This window comes from Methylobacterium sp. Leaf117 (assembly GCF_001422985.1).
Lineage (GTDB): Bacteria > Pseudomonadota > Alphaproteobacteria > Rhizobiales > Beijerinckiaceae > Methylobacterium.
This window is the reverse complement of record NZ_LMNL01000023.1, coordinates 208,159-231,386: the sequence shown is the minus strand read 5'-3', so window position 1 is coordinate 231,386 and position 23,228 is coordinate 208,159. Positions and strand designations below refer to the sequence as shown.

Sequence of the window (23,228 nt, the reverse complement as noted above, 5' to 3'; positions counted from 1 at the left end):
TCTCGGTCTCGAAACTTGGGGACGGGTCGCGGGGCGGATCACTCCGCCGCCATCGGCACCGGGTCGGAATGCGGATTGGCGCTGTAGCGGTCGATGCGCTTCTCGATCTCGGGCCGGAAGTGGCGGATCAGCCCCTGGATCGGCCAGGCCGCCGCGTCACCGAGCGCACAGATGGTGTGACCCTCGATCTGCTTCGTCACGTCGAGGAGCATGTCGATCTCGCGGCGCTGGGCCCGGCCCTCGGCCATGCGCAGCATGACGCGCCACATCCAGCCTGTGCCCTCGCGGCAGGGCGTGCACTGGCCGCAGGATTCGTGCTTGTAGAAGTAGGCGATGCGGGCGATGGCCGAGACGATGTCGGTTGAGCGGTCCAGCACGATGACCGCCGCAGTACCGAGGCCGGAGCCGAGGTTCTTCAGAGTGTCGAAGTCCATCTTGGCGTCGATGATCTGCTCGGCCGGCACCAGGGGCACCGAGGAGCCGCCAGGAATGGAGCAGAGCAGGTTGTCCCAACCGCCGCGCATGCCGCCGCAATGCTTGTCGATGAGTTCGCGAAAGGTGATCCCGAGCTCCTCTTCGACGTTGCAGGGCTTGTTGACGTGGCCCGAGACGCAGAACAGCTTGGTGCCGGTGTTGTTCTTGCCGCCCAGGCCAGCGAACCACGCACCACCGCGACGCAGGATGGTGCCTGCCACCGCGATCGACTCGACATTGTTGACCGTCGTCGGGCAGCCGTAGAGGCCCATATTGGCCGGGAACGGGGGCTTCAGGCGCGGCATGCCCTTCTTGCCCTCGAGGCTCTCCAGAAGTGCCGTTTCCTCGCCGCAGATATAGGCGCCGGCGCCGTGATGGACGTAGATGTCGAAGGGGTAGCCGTGGACGTTGTCCTTGCCGACGAGCCGCGCTTCGTAGGCCTCGTCCACGGCCCGCTGGAGGGCGTGCTTCTCGGCGACGTACTCGCCGCGGATATAGATGTAGCAGGCATGTGCGGCCATCGCGAACGAGGCCAGCAGGCAGCCCTCAATCAGGAGGTGCGGATCATGCCGCATGATCTCCCGGTCCTTGCAGGTGCCCGGCTCGGACTCGTCGGCGTTGACCACGAGATAATGGGGGCGCCCGTCGGACTTCTTGGGCATGAACGACCATTTAAGGCCGGTCGGAAATCCAGCGCCACCGCGCCCGCGCAGGCCCGACTGCTTCATCTCGTCGATGATCCAGTCGCGTCCCATCTCGAGGAGGAACTTAGTACCGTCCCAGGCGCCGCGCTGCTTGGCCGCTTCCAGCCCCGGTGCGTGCAGGCCATAGAGGTTCGTGAAGATGCGATCCTGATCGGCGAGCATGTCAGTTCCCCTTCTTGGGGGCGGGAGACCGAGGGGTGGACGGCTTCGCGCTGGAGGCTTTCGCCGTCGACGGCTTCGTGTCGACCGGCGGAGCCTCCGCAATGTCCGCGCTGGCACCCGATGCGGCCGGCTGGGGCGGCGGTTCGTTGCGTGGAAGATCCGATTGTGTCCCGGCTTCCGCGCCGGCGGCTTCGGCCTTCGCGATCGTTTCAGGAGCAGGCATCGGTGCGGCCTGAGTTGGCGACGTCGCGGTCGACTCCTTGGGGTCGGCGGCGTCTGCCGTATCGCCGGCCTTCACAGGCATCTCCCCCGCTGCGGCACGCTGAGCCGGCGCGTCCGTCACCGGCTTCTCAACGGCACGGCCCGCATCGGGGCGAGCCGGCTTCGGCTCGGAAGCGGCACGCTGCTCAGACGAGGCGGCCTCGGCCTTGCCTTGCTCGCTGCCGTCCTCAGCTTCTTTGTCCTCGAAACGCTTGCGCCAAGCACCAACGCGCGATCCGTCGAACAGGGTTGCGTCGATAAGGGTGTCGGCACCACCGAGGGGCTCCGAAGAGGTTCGCCCGACCTGCGAGCCAACCTTCACGGGCCGCCCTGCAGCCAGATCGTCCATCAGCTTGCCGAGGAGGTCAGGTGTCAGGTCCTCGTAGTAATCCTGATTGATCTGCGCCATTGGCGCGTTGCAGCAGGCGCCCAGACACTCGACTTCGAGCCAGGAGAAGTTGCCGTCGGCGCTGACATGACCCGGAGCACCGAGACGGTGCTGCAGGTAGTCTTTCAACTCACGCGCGCCGCAGGAATCACATGGAACGGTCCCGCAAAGCTGGATCCAGAATCTACCTACTGGCTCCAGGGCGAACATCGTATAGAACGTCGCCACTTCGAGCACGCGGATATGCGGCATCCCGAGTTCGTCAGCCACCGCTTCGATGGCCTTCTGCGGCAACCAACCGCCATTCTGCTCCTGCGCCTTCCACAGGAGCGGAATCACCGCCGAGGCCTGGCGCCCCTGCGGATACTTCTCGATCTGGCCCTTCGCCCACTCGGCGTTCTCGGACGAAAACGCGAAGGCGGCGGGTTGCTCGGATGCGGGGGCGAGTCTGCGGTTGGCCATCAGTTCTGAACCTTGATCGTCACCGGTCCACCTCGCCGAACACGATGTCCAGGGTGCCGAGCACACAGGACACATCGGCCAGCATATGGCCACGGCACATCCAGTCCATCGCCTGGAGATGGGCGAAGCCTGGAGCGCGGATCTTGCAGCGATATGGCTTGTTGGTGCCGTCGGCGACGAGATAGACGCCGAACTCGCCCTTCGGCGCTTCGACGGCGGCATAGACTTCGCCGGCCGGCACGTGGAAGCCCTCGGTGTAGAGCTTGAAATGGTGAATCAGCGCCTCCATCGAGCGCTTCATCTCGCGGCGCGGCGGCGGTGCGATCTTGCCGTCGGTGGCGGAAATCGGCCCCTGACCGGCTGGCTCGCGCAGCTTGATGCAGCACTGCTTCATGATCTTGGCTGATTCGCGCATCTCTTCCATGCGGATGACCTGGCGATCATAGGTGTCGCCGTTCTTCCCCACGGGGATGTCGAATTCCATTTCCTCGTAGGCTTCGTAGGGCTGCGATTTGCGCAGATCCCAGGGAATCCCTGAGCCGCGCACCATCACGCCAGAAAAGCCCCACGCCATCGCCTCATCGACCGTGACGATGCCGATATCGACGTTGCGCTGCTTGAAGATACGGTTTCCCATGACAAGGTTGTCGAGGTCGTCGACCACCTGCAGGAAGGGATCGATGAACGCCTCGATGTCGTCGATGAGTGCGGGCGGCAGGTCCTGATGGACGCCACCGGGACGGAAGTAGTTGGCATGCAGGCGAGCGCCCGACGCGCGCTCGTAGAAGATCATCAGCTTCTCACGCTCCTCGAAGCCCCAGAGCGGCGGCGTCAGGGCACCGACGTCCATCGCCTGCGTGGTGACGTTAAGCAGATGGGAGAGGATGCGGCCGATCTCGCAGAACAGGGTGCGGATGAGTTGGGCGCGCCGAGGCACCTGCAACCCGAGCAACTTCTCGATGCCGAGGCAGAAGGCATGCTCCTGGTTCATCGGGGAGACGTAGTCGAGCCGATCGAAATAGGGCGTCGCCTGCAGGTAGGTCTTGTGCTCGATCAGCTTCTCGGTGCCGCGATGCAGCAGGCCGATATGCGGGTCGACCCGCTCGACGATCTCGCCGTCGAGTTCCAGCACCAAGCGCAGCACCCCGTGTGCGGCCGGATGCTGAGGCCCGAAATTGATCGCGAAATTGCGGATGTTGTGCTCGGTCATGGCCTCGCTCCGCCGCTCAAGCCGACGTCTTCTCGTCGCCCGGGAGCACGTATTCCGTGCCCTCCCACGGCGAGAGGAAGTCGAAGTTCCGAAATTCCTGGGTGAGCTTTACGGGCTCGTAGACCACGCGCGCCTCATCCTGGTCGTAGCGGACCTCGACGAAGCCCGTAAGGGGAAAGTCCTTCCGCAGCGGGTGCCCTTCGAAGCCGTAATCGGTGAGCAGACGCCGTAAATCCGGATGGCCCGAGAACAGAATGCCGTAGAGGTCGTAAGTCTCCCGCTCGAACCAATTCGCCGCCGGGAAAACCTCGATGACGGAGGGTACTGGCGTCTGGTCGTCGGTCTGAACCTTCACGCGGATGCGGGTGTTATGGCGCAACGAGAGCAGGTGATAGACCACATCGAACCGCTTCTCACGGGCCGGATAGTCGGCACCGCAAATGTCAATGAAGCAGCGGAAGGCACAGGCTGGATCATCGCGCAGATAGGTGAGCGCATAGACGATATCGCTGGCCTGGACCACGAGGGTCAACTCGCCGAACGCGATGGCACGCGAGACGATCGCGGGGCCAAGGGCACCGGCGACGTGATCGCCGATTCGCTCAAGCGCCGCCATGCCCGAGTCGGGACTCGTGTGTGCAAGGATGCTGATGCCGTTGGTCATGCCGGAGCGTCCTTATTCCTAGCGCTCGATCGTGCCAATGCGGCGGATCTTCTTCTGGAGCAGGAGTACGCCGTAAAGCAGCGCCTCGGCGGTCGGGGGGCAACCCGGAACATAGATATCGACCGGCACCACCCGGTCGCATCCGCGCACCACCGAGTAGGAATAGTGATAATAGCCGCCACCATTGGCACACGAGCCCATGGAGATCACGTAGCGCGGTTCCGGCATCTGGTCGTAGACTTTGCGGAGGGCGGGCGCCATCTTGTTGGTCAGGGTGCCGGCAACGATCATGACATCGGATTGCCGGGGCGATCCGCGTGGCGCGAAACCGAAGCGCTCGCAATCGTAGCGCGGCATCGACATCTGCATCATCTCGACGGCGCAACAGGCGAGGCCGAAGGTCATCCACATGAGCGAGCCGGTCCGCGCCCAATTGATGAGGTCGTCCGTCGAGGTGACCAGGAAACCGCGATCAGCGAGTTCATTGTTGATCGACAGGAAGGTCGGATCGTTCGCGCCGATCGGCAGCCCCGTGTTGGGATCAATGATCCCTTTCGGAGCCGGCGCGATCGCCGGAGCGCGGGACAGGTCGGGGCTGAAGGCCATCGGTTTCTCGGGATCAGGCTTCGGGCAGGCTGAGTTCGGATAGACGGAGCTCGAACAGGCAGGCGTAGAGCGAGCTGTGATTCGTGAGCGTTAGTCCCACTCGAGCGCGCCCTTGCGCCACTCATAGACGAACCCCACGGTCAGAACTCCGAGAAACGCCATCATCGACCACATGCCGAACCAGCCGAGCTCACCGAAGGTAATCGCCCACGGGAAAAGAAAGGCGACCTCGAGGTCGAAGATGATGAAGAGGATTGCAACGAGATAGAAACGCACGTCGAACTTCATCCGCGCGTCATCAAAGGCGTTGAAGCCACATTCATAAGCTGAAAGCTTCTCAGGATCGGGGCTGTTATAAGCAACCAGGAATGGGGCGATGAGCAGAGCTACGGCGATGAATCCCGAAACGCCGATAAAGACGATGAGCGGCAGATAGTCTGCCATCAGGCCGGTCATGCAGGACCCCTCGTGTTCGCGGGCGATTGCGACGCCCTGAGCGCCGTCGGCCACGTGGAATTGCTCCAATGCCAGACTGCGCAGGCGCGAGGCTTAGACGACCCCCTGGAGTGAAACAAGGGCATCGTGCGTCGCACAAAATCTCGCATGCATCCCAGGTAGTTCTTCACCCGATCCACACAACACGACGGATGCGCGCAGGGTGGCCTCAGGCGACATCCTGGTGGGCACGAGCGAAGACTGATTCACCATACCGGACGGTGACCAGCGCAAGGATATCGGGGACATCCTGGGCCATTTGTCAGGAAGATCTGGCGGCAGGCGTAGATGGGGAACCATAACCTTGGCCGTCCGTTTCGTTCATGTCCCACTCAGGCCGGATCGCGTTAGGTCGGCGCAACATTCGACCTCACAGGAGACGCTTCGTGCGCATTGCCCAGATTGCTCCGCTGTCGGAGGCCGTACCCCCGAAGTTCTATGGTGGGACCGAGCGCGTGGTCTCGTGGATCACGGAAGAGCTGGTTCGTCAGGGCCACGACGTAACCTTGTTCGCGAGCGGCGACTCCGAGACGTCCGCCAAGCTCGCGGCCTGCACACCGGAGGGCCTGAGGTTGCTGGGCTATCGCGACCATACCGCAAGCCATCTTGCGATGCTCCACCATGTGCACAAACGGGCACATGAGTTCGATATCCTGCACTTTCATATCGACCTCCTGCAGTATCCGATGTTCGAGGACCTGAACCACAAGTGCCTCACCACGATGCACGGTCGCCTCGATGTGCCGGATTTCATGCCGGTCTATCGGACCTTCACGGGCATGCCCTTGGTGTCGATCTCAGACAACCAACGTGATCCGATGCCGGAGAACGTGAATTGGCTCTCGACGATTCATCACGGCCTGCCAGCACAGAACTGCCCGTTCTATCCGGAGGCCAAGGGCGGCTATCTCGCCTTCCTCGGCCGCATTTCGCCGGAAAAGCGGCCCGACCGGGCCATCGAGATGGCCATCCGCTCGGGCGTGCCGCTCAAAATCGCCGCCAAGGTCGACAAGGCTGACCAGGACTATTGGGACGAGGTCATCGAGCCGATGATTCATCATCCCCTCATCGAGTTCATCGGTGAGATCAACGAGGAGCAGAAGAAGGACTTCCTCGGAAACGCACTCGCCCTCGCCTTCCCGATCGACTGGCCGGAGCCCTTCGGCCTCGTAATGATTGAGGCGATGTCGGCTGGAACCCCCGTAATCGCATTCCGCAACGGCTCCGTGCCGGAGGTCATTGCCGACGGCATCTCGGGCGTCTTGTGCGATTCGATGGATGATGCGGTCGCGGCAGTCGATAAAGTCAAGTCTATGAGCCGAGCCGGTGTGCGCAAGCACTTTGAGGGAAATTTCACCGCTGAGTGCATGGTGCTCAAGTACGTGTCTGCCTACGAGCAATTGCTTGCTGGCACTAATTCGGTGATCAAGCTTCCGCATGCGGGATCTTTCACGTCCCACTACGGCGAGTTGAATGGCTCCGCGCTGCCGCAGATCTCGGTCGCCGCCATGCCGGCCTAATCCGGCCAAGCCACGGCCCCTTCGAATCCGATTCTGCTCGCTTCCGGAGCGGGCTGGCGCCGCAAGATTGCCGCACTACCTCTGCCACTGAGGGCCGCCGCGCCGCACTTTGCGACCGGCGGCTCTTTCGATTCGACCCCCCTTTTCGGAGATGCGCAGGCATGGCAGCGGATACACTGAAGGCGACCTCCGAGCCCGCAAGCGAGACGCGGATTTCTCAAGGCTTCCAGGATGCCGACGAAGTTCTGCCGCAGTACCATATCGAAGCGCAGACATCCCTGGTCGAACGCCCACTCCGATCGCTGAAATACGGCGAAGCCTTTGCGGTTCTCGACAGCTACGGCGACATTGGAGTGCTTCCGGGTCCTGAAGGACTCTACTTCCAGGACACGCGCTATCTCTCCCGTATGCACGTCACCATTGAGGACCAGCGCCCCCTGCTGCTCTCCTCTGTGATGCAGGACGACAACGGCGCGCTCAGCGTCGACATGACGACGCCCGACATCCGCATCGACGCTCACGACGAGACCACGATCCCGCGTGAGTTGATCGCGATCGAGCGCACCAAGTTCCTGTTCAAGGGTGCGTGCTACGACCGGATCGGTCTACGCAATTACGATTCCCGCCATTGGCACCTCAAGGTCGCCGTCACCTTCGACGCGGATTTCCGCGACCTGTTCGAAGTTCGCGGCATGGATCGCCCGGTGCGCGGCAAGCGCAGCGTGCAGGTGGCGAGCGATTCCGAGGTCCAGTTCCGTTACGCCGGCCTCGACGAGGTGGTACGGACCACAAGCCTCCACTTCGGTCCGAAGCCGAAGCATATCGAGCCGGGCCGGGCCGAGTTCGTCGTTTCCCTGCCGCCCGGGGGGCGCGCCTCGCTGTTCCTCCGCGTCGTCTTTGAATCGCACCGCGCCTTCACCAGCGCGCCTGCCGCGGAGCGCGTCGGTGAAGATGCGGCCGCCGGGCTATCCCATGCCGCCGGCAGCACGGCCTCCGCGCGCCATCCGAAGGGCCTTGCCGAGGGTGTGATCTTCGCGCGGGCATATCGCGACTCGCGCCGTGATCTGCGGCAGCTCACCGCCGGCATCACCACGATCATTTCGTCGAACGACCAGTTCAACGAGGCCGCCTGTCGCGCAACCGCCGATCTTTATATGCTGGCGAGCCGGACGCCGGAGGGCATCTATCCGTTTGCTGGGATCCCCTGGTACTCGACGGTGTTCGGGCGCGACGGCATCATCACCGCCATGATGGCGCTTTGGATCGATCCGAACTTCGGAAAGGGCGTGCTGCGTTACCTCGCGTCGACGCAGGCCAAAGCGATCGACCCGGCCGCGGATGCGCAGCCCGGCAAGGTGCTGCACGAGACCCGTCGCGGCGAGATGGCCATGCTCGGCGAGGTGCCCTTCCGCCACTACTACGGCACCATCGACGGTACGCCACTCTTCGTGATGCTGGCCTGGGAATACTACGCGGTCACGGGCGACCTGGAGACCATCTCGGCGATCTGGCCGGCGCTCGAATTGGCGCTCGAATGGATGAACAAGTACGGCGACCGCGACGGCGACGGCTTCGTCGAATACGCTCGGGACACGGACAAGGGCCTCGAAAATCAGGGCTGGAAGGACAGCCACGATTCGATCTTCCATACCGATGGGAACCTCGCCAAGGGCCCGATCGCCCTCTGTGAGGTCCAGGGTTACGTGTATGCGGCGAAGAATGGGGCGGCTAAGCTTGCCTCGCTTCTCGGCCGGGACGACCTTGCCCAGCGTCTCGGCGAGGAATCCAAGGCGCTCCGGCAGAATTTCGACAAGGCGTTCTGGTGCGAGGCGATCGGCACCTACGCCCTCGCGCTCGATGGCGAAAAGCGCCAATGCGCAGTCCGCTCCTCGAACGCCGGCCACGCGCTCTTCACCGGCATCGCTTTGCCGGAGCGTGCGGCCAGTGTCGCGGCCAACCTGCTGTCAAAGGACGGCTTCAACGGCTGGGGCGTGCGTACGATCGCCCGCGGCGAGGCTCGGTACAACCCGATGTCCTACCACAACGGTTCGATCTGGCCGCACGACAACGCCCTGATCGCCTTGGGGCTGGCGCGCTATGATCTCAAGCCCGAAGCCTCGCGCATCTTCCAGGGCATGTTCGATACGGCTTTGTACCAGGATCAGAAGCGGTTGCCGGAGCTGTTCTGCGGCTTCATGCGGCGCCACCAGCGAGGACCAGTTTCCTACCCGGTGGCCTGCTCACCGCAGGCCTGGGCTGCTGCGGCGCCCTTCGCCTTCCTGGCGGCTTGCCTGGGTCTGGAAATCGACCATGACCGCAACCGGGTCCGCTTCCGCAACCCGACCCTGCCACCCTTCCTCGACGGTGTCTCGATCTTCAACCTGAAGATTGGCACCTCGCGGGTGGATCTGCGCCTGCAACGCTATGGCGAGGACGTCACCGTGAACGTTCTGCGCCGCACGGGGGATGCGCAGATCTCCTTGCTCAAATGATTCGATCGGGCGGCGCCTGAAACGTCGGTCTCCGGCGTCGTCCCTTCGATTTCGCACTCTATGCCAGCGAATACCTTCCGATCAGACATACGAATTTCGGCACGCGCTTACACAGAAGACTGTGGCACGCCCCCGCGCTGAGGATCGGCCTACAGCAGCTCTGAAGTGGGAAAGGCTCAAGCCGAGACTGATATTAAGCATGCTTGTCGTGCTCTGTAGCCTCGTCCTGGCCGCTGCACGGGCCGACGCGAGGGCCGATGACATCCGCGAGGCGAGCAGATGGCACATCCCGCGGCTGCACCGGACAGCTGTTCCTATCTGCTGTTCGTACCTCACGGCTACCCAGCGATGCCGCGCCAGGAATGGCCACTCGTGATTTATCTCCACCGCGCGGGCAGCCTCGGCGACGATCTGGATCTCGTGAAGCTATGGGGATTGCCCAAAGCCCTCGCTTCGCACCCGGGCACACCGTTCTTCGTTTTCTCGCCGCAGGCCAAGGGCAGCCTTCAGATCGGTGGACGGTGGAAAACGGAGCGGATCGAGCGGTTGCTCGCCGACCTGCGCGGCATCTACAGGATCGATGCGAGCCGCATTTATCCGACAGGTTGGTCCATCGGCGGAAACGAGACTTGGCGCTGGGCAGTTAAGTAGCCCCATCTCTTTGCCGCCGCAGTGCCGATCGGAGTACATGGTAACCTCAACCGGGATGCCGATTTGCTGACGGTCTGCGCGTTAAAGGATATGCCGCTCTCGGCCTTTGACGGAGATCACGCCGCCAGACAAAGCAACCAAAGTCGTCGAGGCTCTCTACCGATGTCGCGGGGGCACACAGCAGCCTCCCCTGACCATCCTGCCCGCGACCGGCCATAACGCCGCCGATCCGGCCTAAGCAGTCCGGCCTTGTGGCTGCGGATGCTCGAACAGAGGCGGTCGACCGTGCCTTCGCTGGTCGCTCCTTCAGTCAACCAAAAAGGCGCCGTTCCGGATGGAACGACGCCTTGAGCAATTCTCACCTCAGACGGCTGCTTTAGCGCGGTGCCAGGATCATGATCATCTGGCGTCCCTCGAGCATCGGCTCGCTCTCGACCTTGGCAATCTCCTGGGTTTCGTTCTTGACCCGCTCGAGCAGGCGCAACCCGATATCCTGGTGCGCCATCTCACGGCCGCGGAAGCGCAGGGTCACCTTGACCTTATCACCTTCCTCGAAGAACCGAATCACGGCCTTCATCTTGGTGTCGTAGTCGTGCTTGTCGATGCCGGGACGGAGCTTGATCTCCTTGACCTCGACCGTCTTCTGCTTCTTGCGCGCTTCGTTCTGCTTCTTCTGCTCGTTGAAGCGGAAGCGGCCGTAATCGAGAAGCTTACAGACGGGAGGAACGGAGTTCGGAGCGATCTCGACGAGATCGAGGCCTGCCTCCTCGGCCAAGGCGATGGCGTCGAAGAAGGCGACGACGCCACGGTTCTGCCCGGTGTCGTCGATGAGCTGCACTTCGCGAACGCCACGGATATCCCGGTTGGCGCGCGGCCCGTCCTTCTGCGGGGCCGGCATAGCTCTCATAGGTCTACGAATGGCTTTGTTCTCCTAGTGAAACGACGAAACGGCAGCCCGCGAACCCAAGCCCCGTTTGGGGTCGATCCTGGCCACCCATCGCTCGCGAAATTCGTTGCGACACCTTGGCGAAAGTCTCGTGCAAGTCAACACGGTCGTCGCCGTTTGGTTCATCGGGTCCGACGCGGTCATCGGTGCCTCGCAAGCGCCTGCTTCGCAAGGAGGTCTGCGTAGACCGCGAGCGTATCGCCCACCATCCCCTCCAACGAAAAATGGGCTTCCACATGCACCCGTCCGCGACGGGTCATGGCATCACGGGCACTCGCACCGAGCGAGAGCGCTTCGCAGAGGGCATCGGCCAAAGCCGCTGCATCACCGGGAGGAACCCGCCATCCCGTCCGCTGCGAGGTCGGCACCTCCGGCGGCGACAGCACGGTCTCCGGCACGGCACCGAGATCCGACACGATGACGGGCGTCCCGAGCGCCTGCGCCTCAACCGCCGAGCGTCCGAAAGCCTCCGGCTCCACCGATGGGACCGCAACGACGGAGGCTGCCCGGAACGCTGCGGGCATGTCGGCGCAATGCCCGACCCGATGCACGATGCCCCGCAGGCCGCGGGCGGCGACGAGGGCGTCGAGTTCGCGCTCGTAGGCGACGCGCCCCTGCGGATCGCCGGCCAGCACGATCGCGACGTCGGTGACGCCCCGGTCCCGCATCAGGGCTGCTGCCTCGATGAGGACGCGCTGTCCCTTCCACGCGGTTAAGCGCGCAGCCAACAGCACAACGCGCTCGTGAGGGGCGACACCCCAGGCCCGTCGCAGAGCCTCGACCCGGGCCGGGAGGACCGCGGCAGGCGTAAACAGGGAGAGATCGGTTCCGCGATGGATGACCCGGATCCGGTCGCCTGCCTGCTCCGGATGCAGAGAGCGGATCAGGGCCGCGGTATAATGCGAGTTGGCGATGACGACATCGCCGCGCGCCATCACGGAGTTGTACAGGACCTTGACGCCCGTCCGGCCGGAATAACTCCCGTGATAAGTGGTGACGAAGGGAAGCTTCATGCGGCGAGCGGCACCGAGCGCCACCCAGGCCGGCGCCCGCGAACGAGCGTGGACAATCTGCACCCCCTCACGCCGGCAAAGCCGCGCGAGCCGCCCGACATTCAACGCCATGGCGAATGGGTTCTTCGAAGCCGCCGGGAAGGGAAGCCAGACCCCTCCCTTCGCCTGCAACTCGCCCACCAGGCGCCCGCCCTCGGTGGCCACCAGGGCTCGGGCACCGGCGGCTGCGAGAGCTGCGGCGACATCGACGGTCGTACGCTCGGCACCGCCTGCGTCCAGTTCGGGGATGATCTGCAGGATGGTGGCACCGGATAGCGGCGCGCGCTCGCTCGGAAATCCGCCGCGGACCTCGCCGTTCATAATACGCGCGCCGAGACGGCCCGAAGTTCGAGAGACGATTTCGGGTAGTCTTCCCGAAAGTGGCAGCGTCCGTCCGGCGTATCGGTCATGGACGCAGCTTGAACGCTGCGCTTTACGGCTCGGTAAACGAAATGCGAAAGCGATGCATTCAGTTCGAGGCACCGTCGAGCCAAGGTTGAGAAATGACGTCTGCGCAGGGCGAAGCTCCCGAATTCATCGTCGTCGGCGAAGGGGGAAAGGCACGACGAATCGCGGTGCGATGCCGGGCCGGCGATGGCTCCCCGATCGTCTGGCTCGGAGGCTTCCGCTCCGATATGGGCGCGACGAAGGCGATGGCGCTCGATGCTTGGGCCGAACGGAATGGACGTGCATTCCTCCGATTCGATTATACTGGGCACGGTGAATCGGACGGTGTTTTTGCCGAGTCTACCCTTTCGACGTGGCTTGCGGACGCCCAGGCGGTAATCGAAACCTTCGCGCCGAAGCGCCCGCTGCTGGTCGGATCATCGATGGGTGGGTGGATCGCCTGCCTTATCGCGCAGGCACTCACGCAACAGCAGAGGCCGCCATCGGGGCTCGTTCTCATAGCCCCGGCGCTGGATTTCACACAGGACCTGCTCTGGGAGCGTTTCAGCCCGGATATCCGCGCCACGATCGAACGAGACGGGGCTTGGTTCAGGCCCAGCGCCTATGATCCGTCCCCGGTGCCGATTACCAAAGCCCTCATCGCGGACGGACGAAGGCACCGCTTGCTTGGCAATGCCTTCGATCCAGGCTGTCCCGTTCACATCCTGCAGGGCATGGACGATCCCGATGTTCCCTATCCGCACGCCTTGAAGGTGGTCCAATCCCTGCCGAAGGCCGGCACGCTGCTCACCCTCATCGCCGACGGAGACCACCGCCTGTCCCGACCGCAAGATCTCGCACGGCTGGTTAGGGCAGTGACCGATATGTCAGCCTAGTGAAGACTGACCGTGTACAGATCGTTGGCTGCCGCATTGGCCACGATCGCATCGCGCGAATCGGCCAACAGGATCGGCGCGCCGCTGGCGGACAGGAGAGCGAACAGGTCGAGACCAGGCGTGAGATCGGGAGCCTGCGGGAAGATGCGCTTCACCTCATCGGATCGGATAGCGCGCACATAGGCAATGTGCCCCTCACCCAAAGCCGCCAGATCGGCCGCGTTGAACTCGGCCGGGTCGAGATCGGCCTCGGTGATCGGATTGGTGTTGAACTCGGTCATGGACTGCCCTCCTTCTTGGCAGAGCGGTACACCGGGATCGCTTCCCGGTGGTCTATATGCGTTAAAGCCCCCGACATCACACCTCGTCGCGGGATGCGATGGCGATCTTGCGCACGATCCGGTCCGGCTCAGGCCGGGTCAGGTCGATGGAAAGCAGGCCGTTGGATAGATCGGCACCCATCACCTCCATGCCGTCGGCAAGCAGGAAGGCCCGCTGAAACTGTCGCGCTGCGATGCCGCGATGGAGGAACTGCCGGGTCTTGTCGTCCACCTGCCGACCCCGCACCACGAGTTGGCTCTCCTCGAGCATCACATCGAGTTGATCGCGGGTGAAGCCTGCGACTGCGAGGGTGATGCGAAGACGCTCTGGCTGTTGCTCGGTGCGTGGCAGCCGCTCGATGTTATAGGGCGGATAGCCGTCATTAGCCGCCTTCGACACGCGGTCGAGGGCCTGCTCGATTTCGTCGAAACCGAGAAGAAAGGGATGTCCGAACGGAGAGGGCCGAGTCGTCACAAACGCATGTCCTTCCAGCGAAGCCCGAAACATTGTTTCATGAGGCACTTCGGTGATCGGGGCCCGCCTGCGCAGCACCCCTCCCGGAGATCGCTCACCGGTCACAGCGATATGGAGGTGGCTGCTGGGTGCATCAAGGGTCTGATGCATCAAGGGCTTGATGCATCCCGGGTCTGGCCGGGATGCGTCATCTGCCTGACTTGGCAGAGGGTTGGGTATTCTCGGAATCTTGCTTCAGGATATCGTGGCACAGCGTAAGCTTGGACATTGGAAGGCCGACGAGTAACAGTTTGGAATTCCTCTGATATTCGGCCCTGACCTTGATCTACGGTCACGATCTCGGATATGCCGGCCTCGCACGACGAGCGCCCCGAACGCGGTCTTTCGACCTCGTTCTATGGCGCATGTCGAATCGAACCCGTGCCATTCCGGTCTGTCACGACTGATTGTCGAGCCGGAACCGCGTGCAGGCGTCGGGAGCGTCGCGGAGGGCGACGGGCCCCTTGAATGGAGTGCACGGCGTGATCGGAGAACGGCCTTTGCAAAGTATCAAGACATGTGCAGCGCGGCACCTCGTGTCAGGCCTCGCCTCCCTGACGATGCTCGCCGGCTTCGGCGGCGTGGCGATGGCTCAGGACAAGGCCGCAGCACAGGACAGCAAGGGACCTGTTCTGAAGCTGGAATTGAACCGCCTGGAACCGGCGGGTGAGTCGTGCCGGACCTACCTCCTGGTCGATAACAGCCGAGGCCAGGCACTGAAATCCTTGAAGGTCGATCTCTTCGCGTTCGACAATGACGGGATCGCTCAAAAGCGCTTGGCCGTGGAACTCGGCCCCGTTCAGGACCGCAAGACGATGGTTCGCCTGTTCGACTTCCCTGCGATTGCCTGCCCGAAGATCAGCCGGGTCCTTCTCAACGATGTGCTCTCCTGTGAGGGCGGCGACGCCAGTCGCGAAACCTGCCTCGAGCGGATCGAGACCGAGAGCAAAACGGCAGCGACGTTCACGCGCTGAGCGGCGCCCTTCTTCCTATCGTCAGAAACCCGCACGTACCGAGAGAGCCCGCCATGGATCCGACAGCCGCGCCGGCCGGAGTCACCCACGACTTATCCTTCTTCGGACTGTTCCTGCAGGCCGATCCGATCGTGAAAGGCGTCATGCTCCTGCTCGTGATCGCCTCGATCGCGTGCTGGACCGTCGTGTTCGAGAAGATCGTACGGGTTGCGGCCGCCAAGCGTCAGGCTCGCGCCTTCGATGCCCTGGTGCGCTCCGGAGGCGCGCTGGAAGCCTCCGGTGGTGGCATCGACGCCCAGATCACGGGAGCGGCCGTCGAGGCTTGGCGCGATCAGGATGCCACCGAGACCCGTGCCGAGCGGCGCGATCGCATCGAGCGCGCGATGCGGGCTGCCCTGACCTCACGCATCAAGCGCTTGCAGACCGGCCTACCGTTGCTGGCCACCGCCGGCTCGACGGCGCCGTTCATCGGTCTGTTCGGCACGGTCTGGGGCATCATGAATTCGTTCTCGTCGATCGCGAAGAGCCAGGATACCTCCCTCGCCGTCGTAGCCCCCGGCATCGCCGAGGCACTGTTCGCAACGGCCATCGGCCTCATCGTCGCCATTCCGGCGGTCATGGCCTACAACAAGCTCATCAACGATGTCGGCCGGGTTCAGTCGAGCTTCATTTCGACCATCGGAATTCTCGGCAACCGACTCGCCCGCGACCGGACTGTCCACGGACGCGCCGCCGCAGCGGAATGACGATGAGGATTGCAGCGGTGATCTCTCGGGCCTGATCGGGTTCCAGTTCAATTCAGAGCCGTTTCGGTGCCGCGACAGCGCCGATTCAGACACAGCAATCTCTGCGATGGGCCGGCTTACGGTCGTCCACCCTGGCCCCGGAGGGCCGCTTCACGATGGCAATGGGTTCGATCCGCGCCGGCGGCGGCGATGACGAGGATGGCCTCGACGCGGCGCCGATGTCCGAGATCAACGTCACCCCGATGGTCGACGTCATGCTCGTGCTGCTCATCATCTTCATGGTAGCCGCGCCCCTGATGACGACGGGCGTGCCGGTACAGCTCCCGAAAACGACCGCTCAGAAGGTGGCGCAGGCCCAGAAACCGCTCGAGATCTCCATCGATAAAGATGGCAAGCCCTATCTCGCCAAGGAAGAATTGTTCCCGGATACGATCCTGCCACGTCTGCGGACATTGGCAGCACAGGATCCCAACCAGGTCATGCTGGTCCGCGGGGATCGCGACGTCTCCTATGGTCGGGTCATGGAAGTAATGGGGCTCGTCGGACAGGCGGGATTCTCCAAGGTCTCGCTGATCGCGCAATCACCCGGCGGCGCGCTGCCCTCCGCACCGGCGGCCCCTGCTCCTGCCGCCGCCAGCGGAACGCCACGCTGATCTCATGAGTGTCCTTCAACCCCCGAGCGCCTTCGCAACGACACGCGGCCCGGAGCGGCAAGGCCCATCCGGCCTCGCCTATGCCTTCCTGGTCGCTCTCGCGCTGCACATCGCAGCTCTCGTCGGCATGATGGTGTTCGGCGCCGCGCCAACGGCACCTCCTGGCGAAAACATCGTCACGATCGATCTCGCCCCGCAGATGACGGACGCAGATACACAGTCGCCAGCCGAGCAAGCCGCGTCGAGCCCGGCTCCGCCCGAAGCGAACCCCGTCGAAACACCGGAAGCCGAGCCGGTGGTGAAACCGATGGAGACGACGGAGGTCGCCCCACCGGAAGCCACCATGCCGCCGCCACCGGACGCGACACCCGTCGCCCCGGAAGCCACCACGATGGCCGACCCAACGGATGCGCCGGTGCAGCCACCGGTGGAGGCGGTGGCGGAACCGCCGCCGGAGGATCAGGTCATCACCTCGTCGGCGCCCGAAGCGCCCGCGCTGGCACCGCCGCCACCCACCGTCGCTGTCGCTCCCAAGCCAACGGAAATCGAGAAGCCTAAGCCCGACCCGGCCAAGATCCTCGAAGCCAAGCGGGAGGCGAAGCGCAAGGCCGACCGTGAGGCTCGCCTGAAGGCAGAGCAAGAGGAGCGGCGCGAAGCAATAGCCGACGCGCGGCGCGAAGCCGCCAAAGAGGCGAAGGCCAAGGCTGCTAAGGAAGCGGCCCGCCGTGCGGCGGCGACGGCAAGCGAGGGGCGCGCGCAGCAGAACTCCGCGTCCGCGTCCCGTCAGAGCAGTGCCGGCGCTGCCGCTGGTGGCAACGACCCGAACGCCCTACGCGCTTGGCAGGGTATGCTGAGCTCCGCCATTCGCGGCCGGATGAACGCCAATGCGGCGGCGGGGACCAGCGGTGGCGTCGCTGTGGTGCGATTCACCGTGTCCCGCTCCGGGCAGGTTCTGAGTGCGGGCCTTGCCAGCAGCAGCGGCATCGGTGCGATCGACAGCGCAGCCCTGGCGACCGTACGCGGCTCGCTTCCGCCCGCCCCCGCCGGCATCACTCTGAGCAGCTTGGCCGTGACCGTTCCGCTGCGCTTCAGCCCAGGGCGGTAATCGAGGTGTCCGGCAATAGGCGCTGATCATGCCGGTGTGGTTCACCAGCGACACGCATTTCGGAGATTCGCGGGTCCTGCGGATCGACAAGCGTCCCTATCCGGACCTTGCGGCTCACGACGCAGCCTTGATCGCCGCCTGGAGTGCCGTGGTGAAGCCGGAGGATGAGGTCTGGCATCTCGGCGACTTCGCTCTCGGCCCTTCGGACACCCGCATCGCCGAGATCCTCGTATCCCTTCCCGGAACCAAACACCTGATCGTTGGCAACAACGATGGGCCTGGGACGCTGCGCGCATCAGACTGGACGTCGGTTTCGCACTACGCCGAACTCACCGTCGATGACCGTCGCCTCGTTCTCTGCCACTACGCCTTTCGCACTTGGAACGGGATCGGGCGGGGGGCCATCAATCTGCATGGGCACTCGCACAACCGCCTGAAGCCCATACCCCGACAGTATGATGTCGGAATTGACGCTCAAGGTCCTGCTCCGGTCAGTCTTGCAGCGATCCTGGCCTCCCGCCGCAAGCGGACGGCAGTGCACAAAAGCGTGGAACCTTAGCGACGGGTGCGCCGTTTCCGAAACCTGAACGCAGGACGAGCAGCGCAACGCCTATTTCTTTTTGGGCCAAGCCAACTCTCATCTTGCGGACACTCTCGAACGATCCGTGAATTCAATTCACCGGCCGCACGCCCCAGTGTCCACATCTCAGGTGTTTCCATGCGTCACCCGCTTCGACTTACGCTCGGCACGATGCTCCTGATCAGTCTCGCGGCTCCTGCCCTCGCAGCCCCTGCCTGTCTCGATGCGCAGCGCAAAGTCGATGAGGCCAACGCGCTCCGCTTCCAGTTCCGCCAAGAGGCTCGGCTCGGCAACCACGATCGCGCCTGTGACACGCTGGACGAGATCGGAGACCGCTATGCGGATGCCCGGGATGCATTCGAGGATTGTGGTGCCGGCGTTGTCGCTATCGACCTGCGCAGTGAATCTCGCGCTTTGCGGGCTGCCAAAGCCGCGCACCGCTGCTGACTGACAGGGTGCGGACCCGCACGCCCTTCCGGACCCGAACGATCCACCTTCCCATCCCACCCGGCCGATGATTCGCCGCCGCCAAGGTCAGCCCTGATGAACACCACCGCCGACGTGAACGCCCTGCACCATAACCCGGCCATCGGCCCGTCCTTCGCGGCAGCCCTGTGCGGCTTCCTCAGCACCACCGTGGCGACCACGATGGTGATGTTCCTGATCAGCAGCATCTGACTACCCCGCCCCTCCCGTCTTCAGGGAGCGACAAACCAGAACCGACGCTTTGAGAACAGCATGTCGGGCTGTCCAACGGTCGCCAGCGGGCGACAGGCGGGATCAAGGCGGTTGATGGCCGGAGATTTGGCTGCCGGCATCAGGAGCGCATTCGAGACGGGAAACAGTCCCAGCTTGGCCTGGACGCTCGGATGTCGGACGGCCGAGATCGTGACCAGCCCGACCAGGAGGCCGCCCGCCATCGTCCCCAGAATGAAGTTCATCATGATGGTGGAATCCGGCGCCCGTCGCGTGGTCTGCGCGGGCGCGACCCTTCCCTCGCCGCTCATCTCGGCATGATTACGGCATAGGTTGATATTACGATCCCTTAATCATCGGCTGCCTAAGGTCGCCTCCGCTGCCCCGAATCGGGCTTGCGCACCTGAGGGAGGATCGAGCAATGTCGTACGGGGCCAGCGCCTATGCCCGGGTTTCACAAACGGCGTTGTCGCCGCGCGAAGCGGAAGCCGCCGTGCTGATCAAGGCTGCGACCCGACTTCAAGCCATCCAGTCGGATTGGTCCAATCAGGCACCGGGGCTCAGTGAGGCCCTGAACTTCAACCAGAAGGTCTGGACCATCATCGCTGGGGCCGCCACCGCTCCGGAGAGCCCGCTGCCTGCTGAGATCAAGAACAGCATTGCCGAACTCTCGACCTTCGTTTTCAAACGGATGATCGATACGTTGATCGATCCGACTGCCGAGAAGTTGTCCGCCCTCATCAGCATCAACCAGAATATCGCCGCCGGCCTCCGCATGTAGGCTGACGGCGGCGTGCTCCTGCCGCACGAAAGAGCCCGCCGCTTCCCAGCGGCGGGCTCTTTCGATTCCTGCGGCAAGCTCCGAAATTCAGCGGTGCGTCGACGGATCGGGATTGGCTGGGGGCACCAACCGTTCCGCTAGCGACTGCTCGTATTGGATCAGGTCCTTGCAGCGCTTCAGGGCTCGGTACAACTCGCCCTGCGCGATGAAATCGTGAATGTCGCGGAGATAGGGCGCCATGCTCGGCGCGGCCGTCATCAACGCATTGGCCTGGGTGATGAACAGGTCCTCCGCTTCGGGCGTGCTGTCCGCAAGATACAAGACCGTCAGTGTGACGTAGAGACGCTTACAGGCCGTATCGGCCTCGCTCTCCAGGATGATGTCGCTCTCTCGCAGAAACTTGGTCACGGTCTCGATGACGAAGCTGGAGCGACGCGATCCATTGCGAATTGCCGTGCCGCCAATGAGCAGACGCTCGAACGGCTTGAGTTCGATCTTCAGGGGCATGGCGCTACTCGTTGCGGATCTGGGAGCATACTCGCCGAGCATGGTTAACAGAACCTAAAGAAGATGATGCGAGCGGATCGCCAAATAATTGATATATCTTGCTATTTTCAACATTCGCCACGTTTGACCGAGCTCATTAACAGTTCGTTCGCGAGACTCATTAAGTCGATTGCAAGGGATCGATGGTCATCTGCGGTCGCCTCCAAAAACGGAGGCGCACCGATCAGAATGGATCGACCATCATGTCTTTAGGCGTCACCCTCACCTCTGCCACTCGCCAGAACCTGCTCTCGCTGCAGGGCACGGCTGATCTCGTCGCCACCACTCAGAACCGGTTGTCGACCGGCAAGAAGGTCAATTCGGCCCTCGACGATCCGACGAGCTTCTTCACTTCCCAGGCGCTGTCCGGCCGCTCCGGCGATCTCGGCGCGCTCCTCAACGGCATCTCCAACGGCGTCCAGACCATCCAGGCTGCCAACCAGGGCATCACCTCGATCCAGAAGCTGGTCGATTCGGCGAAGTCCCTCTCGAACCAGGCTCTCGCAGACAAGAGCGCTATCTCGAGCGGCAAGGCTGCAACCACCGCTGCAGTCTCTGGAAACATCTCCTTCCAGGGCCTCGCCGGCACCTCGGACGGCACGCAGGACTTCTCTACGCTGGGCAAAGACGGCTCGGTCGACATTACGCTTGGCACCGGCGCCAACGCCAAGAGCGCAACGATCCGCCTGGATTCGTCCACGCTCCGCAGCGCCTCCGGTGACCTGACCAAGGTGACCGCCGAGCAGGTCGTCTCGGCCATCAACAGCCAGATCGGCAACAGCACTGCTCTGAAGGGCCAAGTGTCGGCCTCCGTTGCCAGCGACGGCCGGATTACCTTCAACACCACCGGCACCGGCGCCGCACAGACCCTTAACGTGAAGGGGTCGTCCGGTTCGACGCTCGACATCGGCTTCGGCAAAGCATCCAGCACTTCTGCTGCGACCGTGGCCGGCACCGCTAACTTTGCGACACAGGATTTCGGTACGAACTCCGCTTCATTTTCCGTCAGCGATGGACTTCAGAGCGTTGCCATCACGCTCGATGCAAACACCGTCTACAACGACAACGGCGACAAACTCGGCGCAACGGCGACCACGGGCAATGAAGCCAATACGCTGGCAGCCATCAACCGTCAGCTTCAGGCTGCGGGCTCGTCAATCACAGCGACGTTCGCCAGCAACCGGTTGACCTTCACTGGAAACGACGTCGGAACCAGTGCCAACGTGACTTACACTCAGGGCACTGTAACGGCGAACCTTGGCTTCGGCACCACTGCAACTTCTGTGACGGATGCCGGCACCGGCACTGTCGCCACGGGTCTGACTGCCTCTGGCTCGGACGCGACGGACGGATCGGCCAAGGCCATCATTAGTGGCGCTAATGCTATTGACGCCGCGGCGAACAACGATTTCGCAGCCGGTGATGATGGCTCCTTCACGATCAAGCTCGGCGATAATCCCACGAAGAAAATCTCCCTGACCAGTGTTGAGCTGGGCGACAACTCGACCGCAGACCAAATTGTTGCTGCTATTAACAAGCAATTCGCAGCCGACACCGGTCTTAACGGAAAAGTCGAAGCAAGCGTAGACAGTGCTGGCAAGCTGCAGATCAACTCGACTGCTGTTGGCGCAAATCAGACAATCACGATCAACGCAGCGCAAACGGCCGTTATCGCCAACCAGGTTGACATCGGCTTTGGTCAAGCTGCTGCGACAACCAAGCCGGCCGAGCGGACTGCGACCGGCAAGGACAGCACCGGCTCAACCAACTCGACCCGTAACGCCTTGGCCAAGCAGTTCAACGAAATCTTGAACCAGATCACCCAGCAGGCAAAGGACTCGAGCTACAACGGCATCAATCTGCTGTATCGCTCGGGTACGGATGAAAAGGAGAACTCGCTGAAGGTGACCTTCAACGAGACCGGTTCGTCAAGCATCACCATCGCCGGCGCCAAGCTTGACTCCGATGGTCTCGGCCTCACGGCTGTGACCGGCGGCTTCCAGAACGATGACGAGATCAACAAGACGCTGACGGCCATCACGGCCGCCACCAGCCAGCTTCGCGCACAGTCCTCGACCTTCGGCTCCAACCTCTCGGTGGTGCAGAACCGTCAGGACTTCTCGAAGAACCTGATCAACATCCTCGACACCGGATCGGCGAACCTGACGAACGCGGACCTCAACGAGGAAGCCGCCAACTCCCAGGCCCTGTCGACCCGCCAGTCGCTCGGCATCTCGGCCCTCTCGCTCGCGAACCAGGCGAACCAGGGCATCCTGCAGCTGCTTCGCTAAGGGATAAGCCCGTCGCCGGCCTTCGGGCCGGCGGCTTTCTCCATCTTTCCATCGAACCGTATAAAAAAGGCCGGGGCTCATCGCCCCGGCCTTTTTTTCGTTTGGGTCGGCGCTTCGGCTCAAGCCGTAAGGTCGAGCGGACGAGCAGATAGCTTGGCCCGGGCCTCGGCTGCCTCGGCATAGGCGCGGGCCTTGAGCACCACCGGGTCCGGCAGTTGTATCACCACGTCACCCGAGGCCGGATCGACTTCCTGATAGATCACTGTCTTGGTGTCCTGGTCGATCCGGATACGCGGCTCCATCGCGGCCTGAGCCGCTCGTGGGGTTCTGGCGTCCTCGTCCGGTTCAGGAGCCCGTGCCGTCCCGATCCGGGCATCGGAACTCTGGTCCTGACTGCGGATATCGACCTTGACCGCAGGCGCAAGGGGAGCTGGAGCCTGGACAGGCTGAACGGGAGAGATCGGGGCCGGCGTTGCGCCGACGACGTAGGATGCTGGCGTCGCGCCTAGGCTGGGGATCGACATCGCACGCTCCTGCGGTCGGCTGTTGCGGTCGTCTTCTAGACACGACGCGCGGCGTGAATGGGATCTTAAGGAATCCGTTCCGGCGCGAGGATCTTGATCCGCAAAATCAAGCCGACAATAAATTCAGC

General features: G+C 63.2%; 26 protein-coding genes. 13 read left to right on the top strand and 13 right to left on the bottom strand.

Translation table 11 applies throughout. The annotated features are described in order from the left end of the window. Window positions 1-38: 38 nt before the first annotated feature. From nuoF to ASF57_RS12500, 6 genes are all read right to left on the bottom strand, one after another. A complete protein-coding gene (gene nuoF, locus ASF57_RS12525; RefSeq protein WP_056483757.1) occupies window positions 39-1,340 on the bottom strand; it encodes an NADH-quinone oxidoreductase subunit NuoF in 1,302 nt (433 codons plus the stop codon). Window position 1,341: 1 nt separating this feature from the next. Then, window positions 1,342-2,451 (bottom strand): NADH-quinone oxidoreductase subunit NuoE, encoded by a 1,110-nt coding sequence (gene nuoE / locus ASF57_RS12520; RefSeq protein WP_056483751.1) that lies wholly within the window; start codon window positions 2,449-2,451, stop codon window positions 1,342-1,344. Between the two features lie 19 nt (window positions 2,452-2,470). Then, entirely contained in the window at window positions 2,471-3,661 is a 1,191-nt protein-coding gene (locus ASF57_RS12515; protein WP_056178923.1) for an NADH-quinone oxidoreductase subunit D, read from the bottom strand. A 16-nt stretch (window positions 3,662-3,677) separates the two neighbouring features. Further along, a complete protein-coding gene (locus ASF57_RS12510) occupies window positions 3,678-4,325 on the bottom strand; it encodes an NADH-quinone oxidoreductase subunit C (protein WP_056483748.1) in 648 nt (215 codons plus the stop codon). Window positions 4,326-4,343: 18 nt separating this feature from the next. After that, window positions 4,344-4,931, bottom strand: a complete 588-nt coding sequence (locus tag ASF57_RS12505) for an NADH-quinone oxidoreductase subunit B (RefSeq protein ID WP_056483745.1) — start codon at window positions 4,929-4,931, stop codon at window positions 4,344-4,346. Window positions 4,932-5,021: 90 nt separating this feature from the next. After that, a complete protein-coding gene (locus ASF57_RS12500; protein ID WP_056484480.1) occupies window positions 5,022-5,387 on the bottom strand; it encodes an NADH-quinone oxidoreductase subunit A in 366 nt (121 codons plus the stop codon). 425 nt (window positions 5,388-5,812) lie between these two features. Between ASF57_RS12500 and ASF57_RS12495 the strand changes: the two genes are divergently transcribed. From ASF57_RS12495 to ASF57_RS12485, 3 genes are all read left to right on the top strand, one after another. Next, window positions 5,813-6,946 (top strand): glycosyltransferase family 4 protein, encoded by a 1,134-nt coding sequence (locus ASF57_RS12495; RefSeq protein ID WP_056483742.1) that lies wholly within the window; start codon window positions 5,813-5,815, stop codon window positions 6,944-6,946. A 161-nt stretch (window positions 6,947-7,107) separates the two neighbouring features. Next, window positions 7,108-9,438: a glycogen debranching N-terminal domain-containing protein gene (locus tag ASF57_RS12490; RefSeq protein ID WP_056483739.1), complete on the top strand. Its 2,331-nt coding sequence runs from the start codon at window positions 7,108-7,110 to the stop codon at window positions 9,436-9,438. Between the two features lie 279 nt (window positions 9,439-9,717). Continuing rightward, on the top strand, window positions 9,718-10,089 hold the full coding sequence (locus ASF57_RS12485; RefSeq protein ID WP_156376114.1) for a hypothetical protein: 372 nt from the start codon (window positions 9,718-9,720) through the stop codon (window positions 10,087-10,089). Window positions 10,090-10,465: 376 nt separating this feature from the next. Here the strand turns inward: ASF57_RS12485 and infC are convergent, their stop codons facing one another. Beyond that, window positions 10,466-10,987 (bottom strand): translation initiation factor IF-3, encoded by a 522-nt coding sequence (gene infC / locus ASF57_RS12480; RefSeq protein ID WP_244476923.1) that lies wholly within the window; start codon window positions 10,985-10,987, stop codon window positions 10,466-10,468. A gap of 188 nt (window positions 10,988-11,175) precedes the next feature. Then, complete coding sequence (locus ASF57_RS12475; RefSeq protein ID WP_056483730.1) at window positions 11,176-12,408, bottom strand: glycosyltransferase family 4 protein; 1,233 nt, start codon at window positions 12,406-12,408, stop codon at window positions 11,176-11,178. A gap of 182 nt (window positions 12,409-12,590) precedes the next feature. Here ASF57_RS12475 and ASF57_RS12470 point away from each other — a divergent pair, with 182 nt between their 5' ends. Then, window positions 12,591-13,370, top strand: coding sequence for an alpha/beta hydrolase (locus ASF57_RS12470; protein ID WP_056483726.1), 780 nt, complete (start codon window positions 12,591-12,593; stop codon window positions 13,368-13,370). On the opposite strand, the gene ASF57_RS12465 is transcribed toward ASF57_RS12470, so the two are convergent. Together ASF57_RS12465 and ASF57_RS12460 are read right to left on the bottom strand one after the other, a co-directional pair. Continuing rightward, a complete protein-coding gene (locus ASF57_RS12465; protein WP_056483723.1) occupies window positions 13,367-13,651 on the bottom strand; it encodes a DUF1150 domain-containing protein in 285 nt (94 codons plus the stop codon). The two genes, ASF57_RS12470 and ASF57_RS12465, sit on opposite strands and share 4 nt — an antisense overlap. A gap of 76 nt (window positions 13,652-13,727) precedes the next feature. Continuing rightward, complete coding sequence (locus ASF57_RS12460) at window positions 13,728-14,198, bottom strand: Hsp20 family protein (protein WP_056483720.1); 471 nt, start codon at window positions 14,196-14,198, stop codon at window positions 13,728-13,730. A gap of 566 nt (window positions 14,199-14,764) precedes the next feature. Between ASF57_RS12460 and ASF57_RS12455 the strand changes: the two genes are divergently transcribed. From ASF57_RS12455 to ASF57_RS27250, 7 genes are all read left to right on the top strand, one after another. Next, window positions 14,765-15,178 carry a Tat pathway signal protein gene (locus ASF57_RS12455; protein WP_244476940.1) on the top strand — a complete coding sequence of 138 codons (414 nt, stop codon included), beginning with the start codon at window positions 14,765-14,767 and terminating at the stop codon, window positions 15,176-15,178. Window positions 15,179-15,231: 53 nt separating this feature from the next. Further along, entirely contained in the window at window positions 15,232-15,924 is a 693-nt protein-coding gene (locus ASF57_RS12450) for a MotA/TolQ/ExbB proton channel family protein (protein WP_056483714.1), read from the top strand. Between the two features lie 155 nt (window positions 15,925-16,079). Next, window positions 16,080-16,577: a protein TolR gene (gene tolR / locus ASF57_RS12445; protein ID WP_056483711.1), complete on the top strand. Its 498-nt coding sequence runs from the start codon at window positions 16,080-16,082 to the stop codon at window positions 16,575-16,577. A gap of 4 nt (window positions 16,578-16,581) precedes the next feature. Further along, a complete protein-coding gene (locus ASF57_RS12440; RefSeq protein WP_056483708.1) occupies window positions 16,582-17,682 on the top strand; it encodes a TonB family protein in 1,101 nt (366 codons plus the stop codon). Window positions 17,683-17,710: 28 nt separating this feature from the next. Continuing rightward, entirely contained in the window at window positions 17,711-18,241 is a 531-nt protein-coding gene (locus ASF57_RS12435) for a metallophosphoesterase family protein (protein ID WP_056483705.1), read from the top strand. Between the two features lie 159 nt (window positions 18,242-18,400). Next, a complete protein-coding gene (locus ASF57_RS26945; protein ID WP_082503916.1) occupies window positions 18,401-18,709 on the top strand; it encodes a hypothetical protein in 309 nt (102 codons plus the stop codon). Window positions 18,710-18,805: 96 nt separating this feature from the next. After that, window positions 18,806-18,940, top strand: coding sequence for a hypothetical protein (locus ASF57_RS27250; protein WP_280138762.1), 135 nt, complete (start codon window positions 18,806-18,808; stop codon window positions 18,938-18,940). 20 nt (window positions 18,941-18,960) lie between these two features. On the opposite strand, the gene ASF57_RS12425 is transcribed toward ASF57_RS27250, so the two are convergent. Beyond that, the gene (locus ASF57_RS12425) at window positions 18,961-19,206 is read right to left on the bottom strand and encodes a hypothetical protein (RefSeq protein WP_056484477.1); all 246 of its coding nucleotides are present in this window, start codon (window positions 19,204-19,206) and stop codon (window positions 18,961-18,963) included. Between the two features lie 173 nt (window positions 19,207-19,379). On the opposite strand from ASF57_RS12425, the gene flaF reads away from it, so the two are divergent. Continuing rightward, a complete protein-coding gene (flaF, locus tag ASF57_RS12420; protein WP_056483698.1) occupies window positions 19,380-19,739 on the top strand; it encodes a flagellar biosynthesis regulator FlaF in 360 nt (119 codons plus the stop codon). An 87-nt stretch (window positions 19,740-19,826) separates the two neighbouring features. Here flaF and ASF57_RS12415 read toward each other — a convergent pair whose 3' ends face one another. After that, entirely contained in the window at window positions 19,827-20,246 is a 420-nt protein-coding gene (locus tag ASF57_RS12415; protein ID WP_056483695.1) for a flagellar biosynthesis repressor FlbT, read from the bottom strand. A gap of 242 nt (window positions 20,247-20,488) precedes the next feature. On the opposite strand from ASF57_RS12415, the gene ASF57_RS12410 reads away from it, so the two are divergent. After that, a complete protein-coding gene (locus ASF57_RS12410) occupies window positions 20,489-22,576 on the top strand; it encodes a flagellin (RefSeq protein WP_162241563.1) in 2,088 nt (695 codons plus the stop codon). A 119-nt stretch (window positions 22,577-22,695) separates the two neighbouring features. Here ASF57_RS12410 and ASF57_RS24765 read toward each other — a convergent pair whose 3' ends face one another. Further along, window positions 22,696-23,100: a hypothetical protein gene (locus ASF57_RS24765; protein WP_082503915.1), complete on the bottom strand. Its 405-nt coding sequence runs from the start codon at window positions 23,098-23,100 to the stop codon at window positions 22,696-22,698. Window positions 23,101-23,228 lie beyond the last annotated feature (128 nt).

Coding starts and splice junctions, on each gene's coding strand:
- ASF57_RS12515 (WP_056178923.1), bottom strand. CDS start 3,661: ATGACCGAGCACAACATCCGCAATTTCGCGATCAATTTCGGGCCTCAG.
- ASF57_RS12410 (WP_162241563.1), top strand. CDS start 20,489: ATGTCTTTAGGCGTCACCCTCACCTCTGCCACTCGCCAGAACCTGCTC.
- ASF57_RS12500 (WP_056484480.1), bottom strand. CDS start 5,387: ATGACCGGCCTGATGGCAGACTATCTGCCGCTCATCGTCTTTATCGGC.
- ASF57_RS24765 (WP_082503915.1), bottom strand. CDS start 23,100: ATGTCGATCCCCAGCCTAGGCGCGACGCCAGCATCCTACGTCGTCGGC.
- ASF57_RS12490 (WP_056483739.1), top strand. CDS start 7,108: ATGGCAGCGGATACACTGAAGGCGACCTCCGAGCCCGCAAGCGAGACG.
- ASF57_RS12415 (WP_056483695.1), bottom strand. CDS start 20,246: ATGCCCCTGAAGATCGAACTCAAGCCGTTCGAGCGTCTGCTCATTGGC.
- ASF57_RS12440 (WP_056483708.1), top strand. CDS start 16,582: ATGAGTGTCCTTCAACCCCCGAGCGCCTTCGCAACGACACGCGGCCCG.
- nuoF (WP_056483757.1), bottom strand. CDS start 1,340: ATGCTCGCCGATCAGGATCGCATCTTCACGAACCTCTATGGCCTGCAC.
- flaF (WP_056483698.1), top strand. CDS start 19,380: ATGTCGTACGGGGCCAGCGCCTATGCCCGGGTTTCACAAACGGCGTTG.
- ASF57_RS12435 (WP_056483705.1), top strand. CDS start 17,711: ATGCCGGTGTGGTTCACCAGCGACACGCATTTCGGAGATTCGCGGGTC.
- ASF57_RS12475 (WP_056483730.1), bottom strand. CDS start 12,408: ATGAACGGCGAGGTCCGCGGCGGATTTCCGAGCGAGCGCGCGCCGCTA.
- nuoE (WP_056483751.1), bottom strand. CDS start 2,451: ATGGCCAACCGCAGACTCGCCCCCGCATCCGAGCAACCCGCCGCCTTC.
- tolR (WP_056483711.1), top strand. CDS start 16,080: ATGGCAATGGGTTCGATCCGCGCCGGCGGCGGCGATGACGAGGATGGC.
- ASF57_RS12450 (WP_056483714.1), top strand. CDS start 15,232: ATGGATCCGACAGCCGCGCCGGCCGGAGTCACCCACGACTTATCCTTC.
- ASF57_RS12460 (WP_056483720.1), bottom strand. CDS start 14,198: ATGTTTCGGGCTTCGCTGGAAGGACATGCGTTTGTGACGACTCGGCCC.
- ASF57_RS12505 (WP_056483745.1), bottom strand. CDS start 4,931: ATGGCCTTCAGCCCCGACCTGTCCCGCGCTCCGGCGATCGCGCCGGCT.
- infC (WP_244476923.1), bottom strand. CDS start 10,987: ATGCCGGCCCCGCAGAAGGACGGGCCGCGCGCCAACCGGGATATCCGT.
- ASF57_RS12465 (WP_056483723.1), bottom strand. CDS start 13,651: ATGACCGAGTTCAACACCAATCCGATCACCGAGGCCGATCTCGACCCG.
- ASF57_RS12510 (WP_056483748.1), bottom strand. CDS start 4,325: ATGACCAACGGCATCAGCATCCTTGCACACACGAGTCCCGACTCGGGC.
- ASF57_RS26945 (WP_082503916.1), top strand. CDS start 18,401: ATGCGTCACCCGCTTCGACTTACGCTCGGCACGATGCTCCTGATCAGT.
- ASF57_RS12425 (WP_056484477.1), bottom strand. CDS start 19,206: ATGATGAACTTCATTCTGGGGACGATGGCGGGCGGCCTCCTGGTCGGG.
- ASF57_RS12470 (WP_056483726.1), top strand. CDS start 12,591: ATGACGTCTGCGCAGGGCGAAGCTCCCGAATTCATCGTCGTCGGCGAA.
- ASF57_RS27250 (WP_280138762.1), top strand. CDS start 18,806: ATGAACACCACCGCCGACGTGAACGCCCTGCACCATAACCCGGCCATC.
- ASF57_RS12485 (WP_156376114.1), top strand. CDS start 9,718: ATGGCACATCCCGCGGCTGCACCGGACAGCTGTTCCTATCTGCTGTTC.
- ASF57_RS12455 (WP_244476940.1), top strand. CDS start 14,765: ATGCTCGCCGGCTTCGGCGGCGTGGCGATGGCTCAGGACAAGGCCGCA.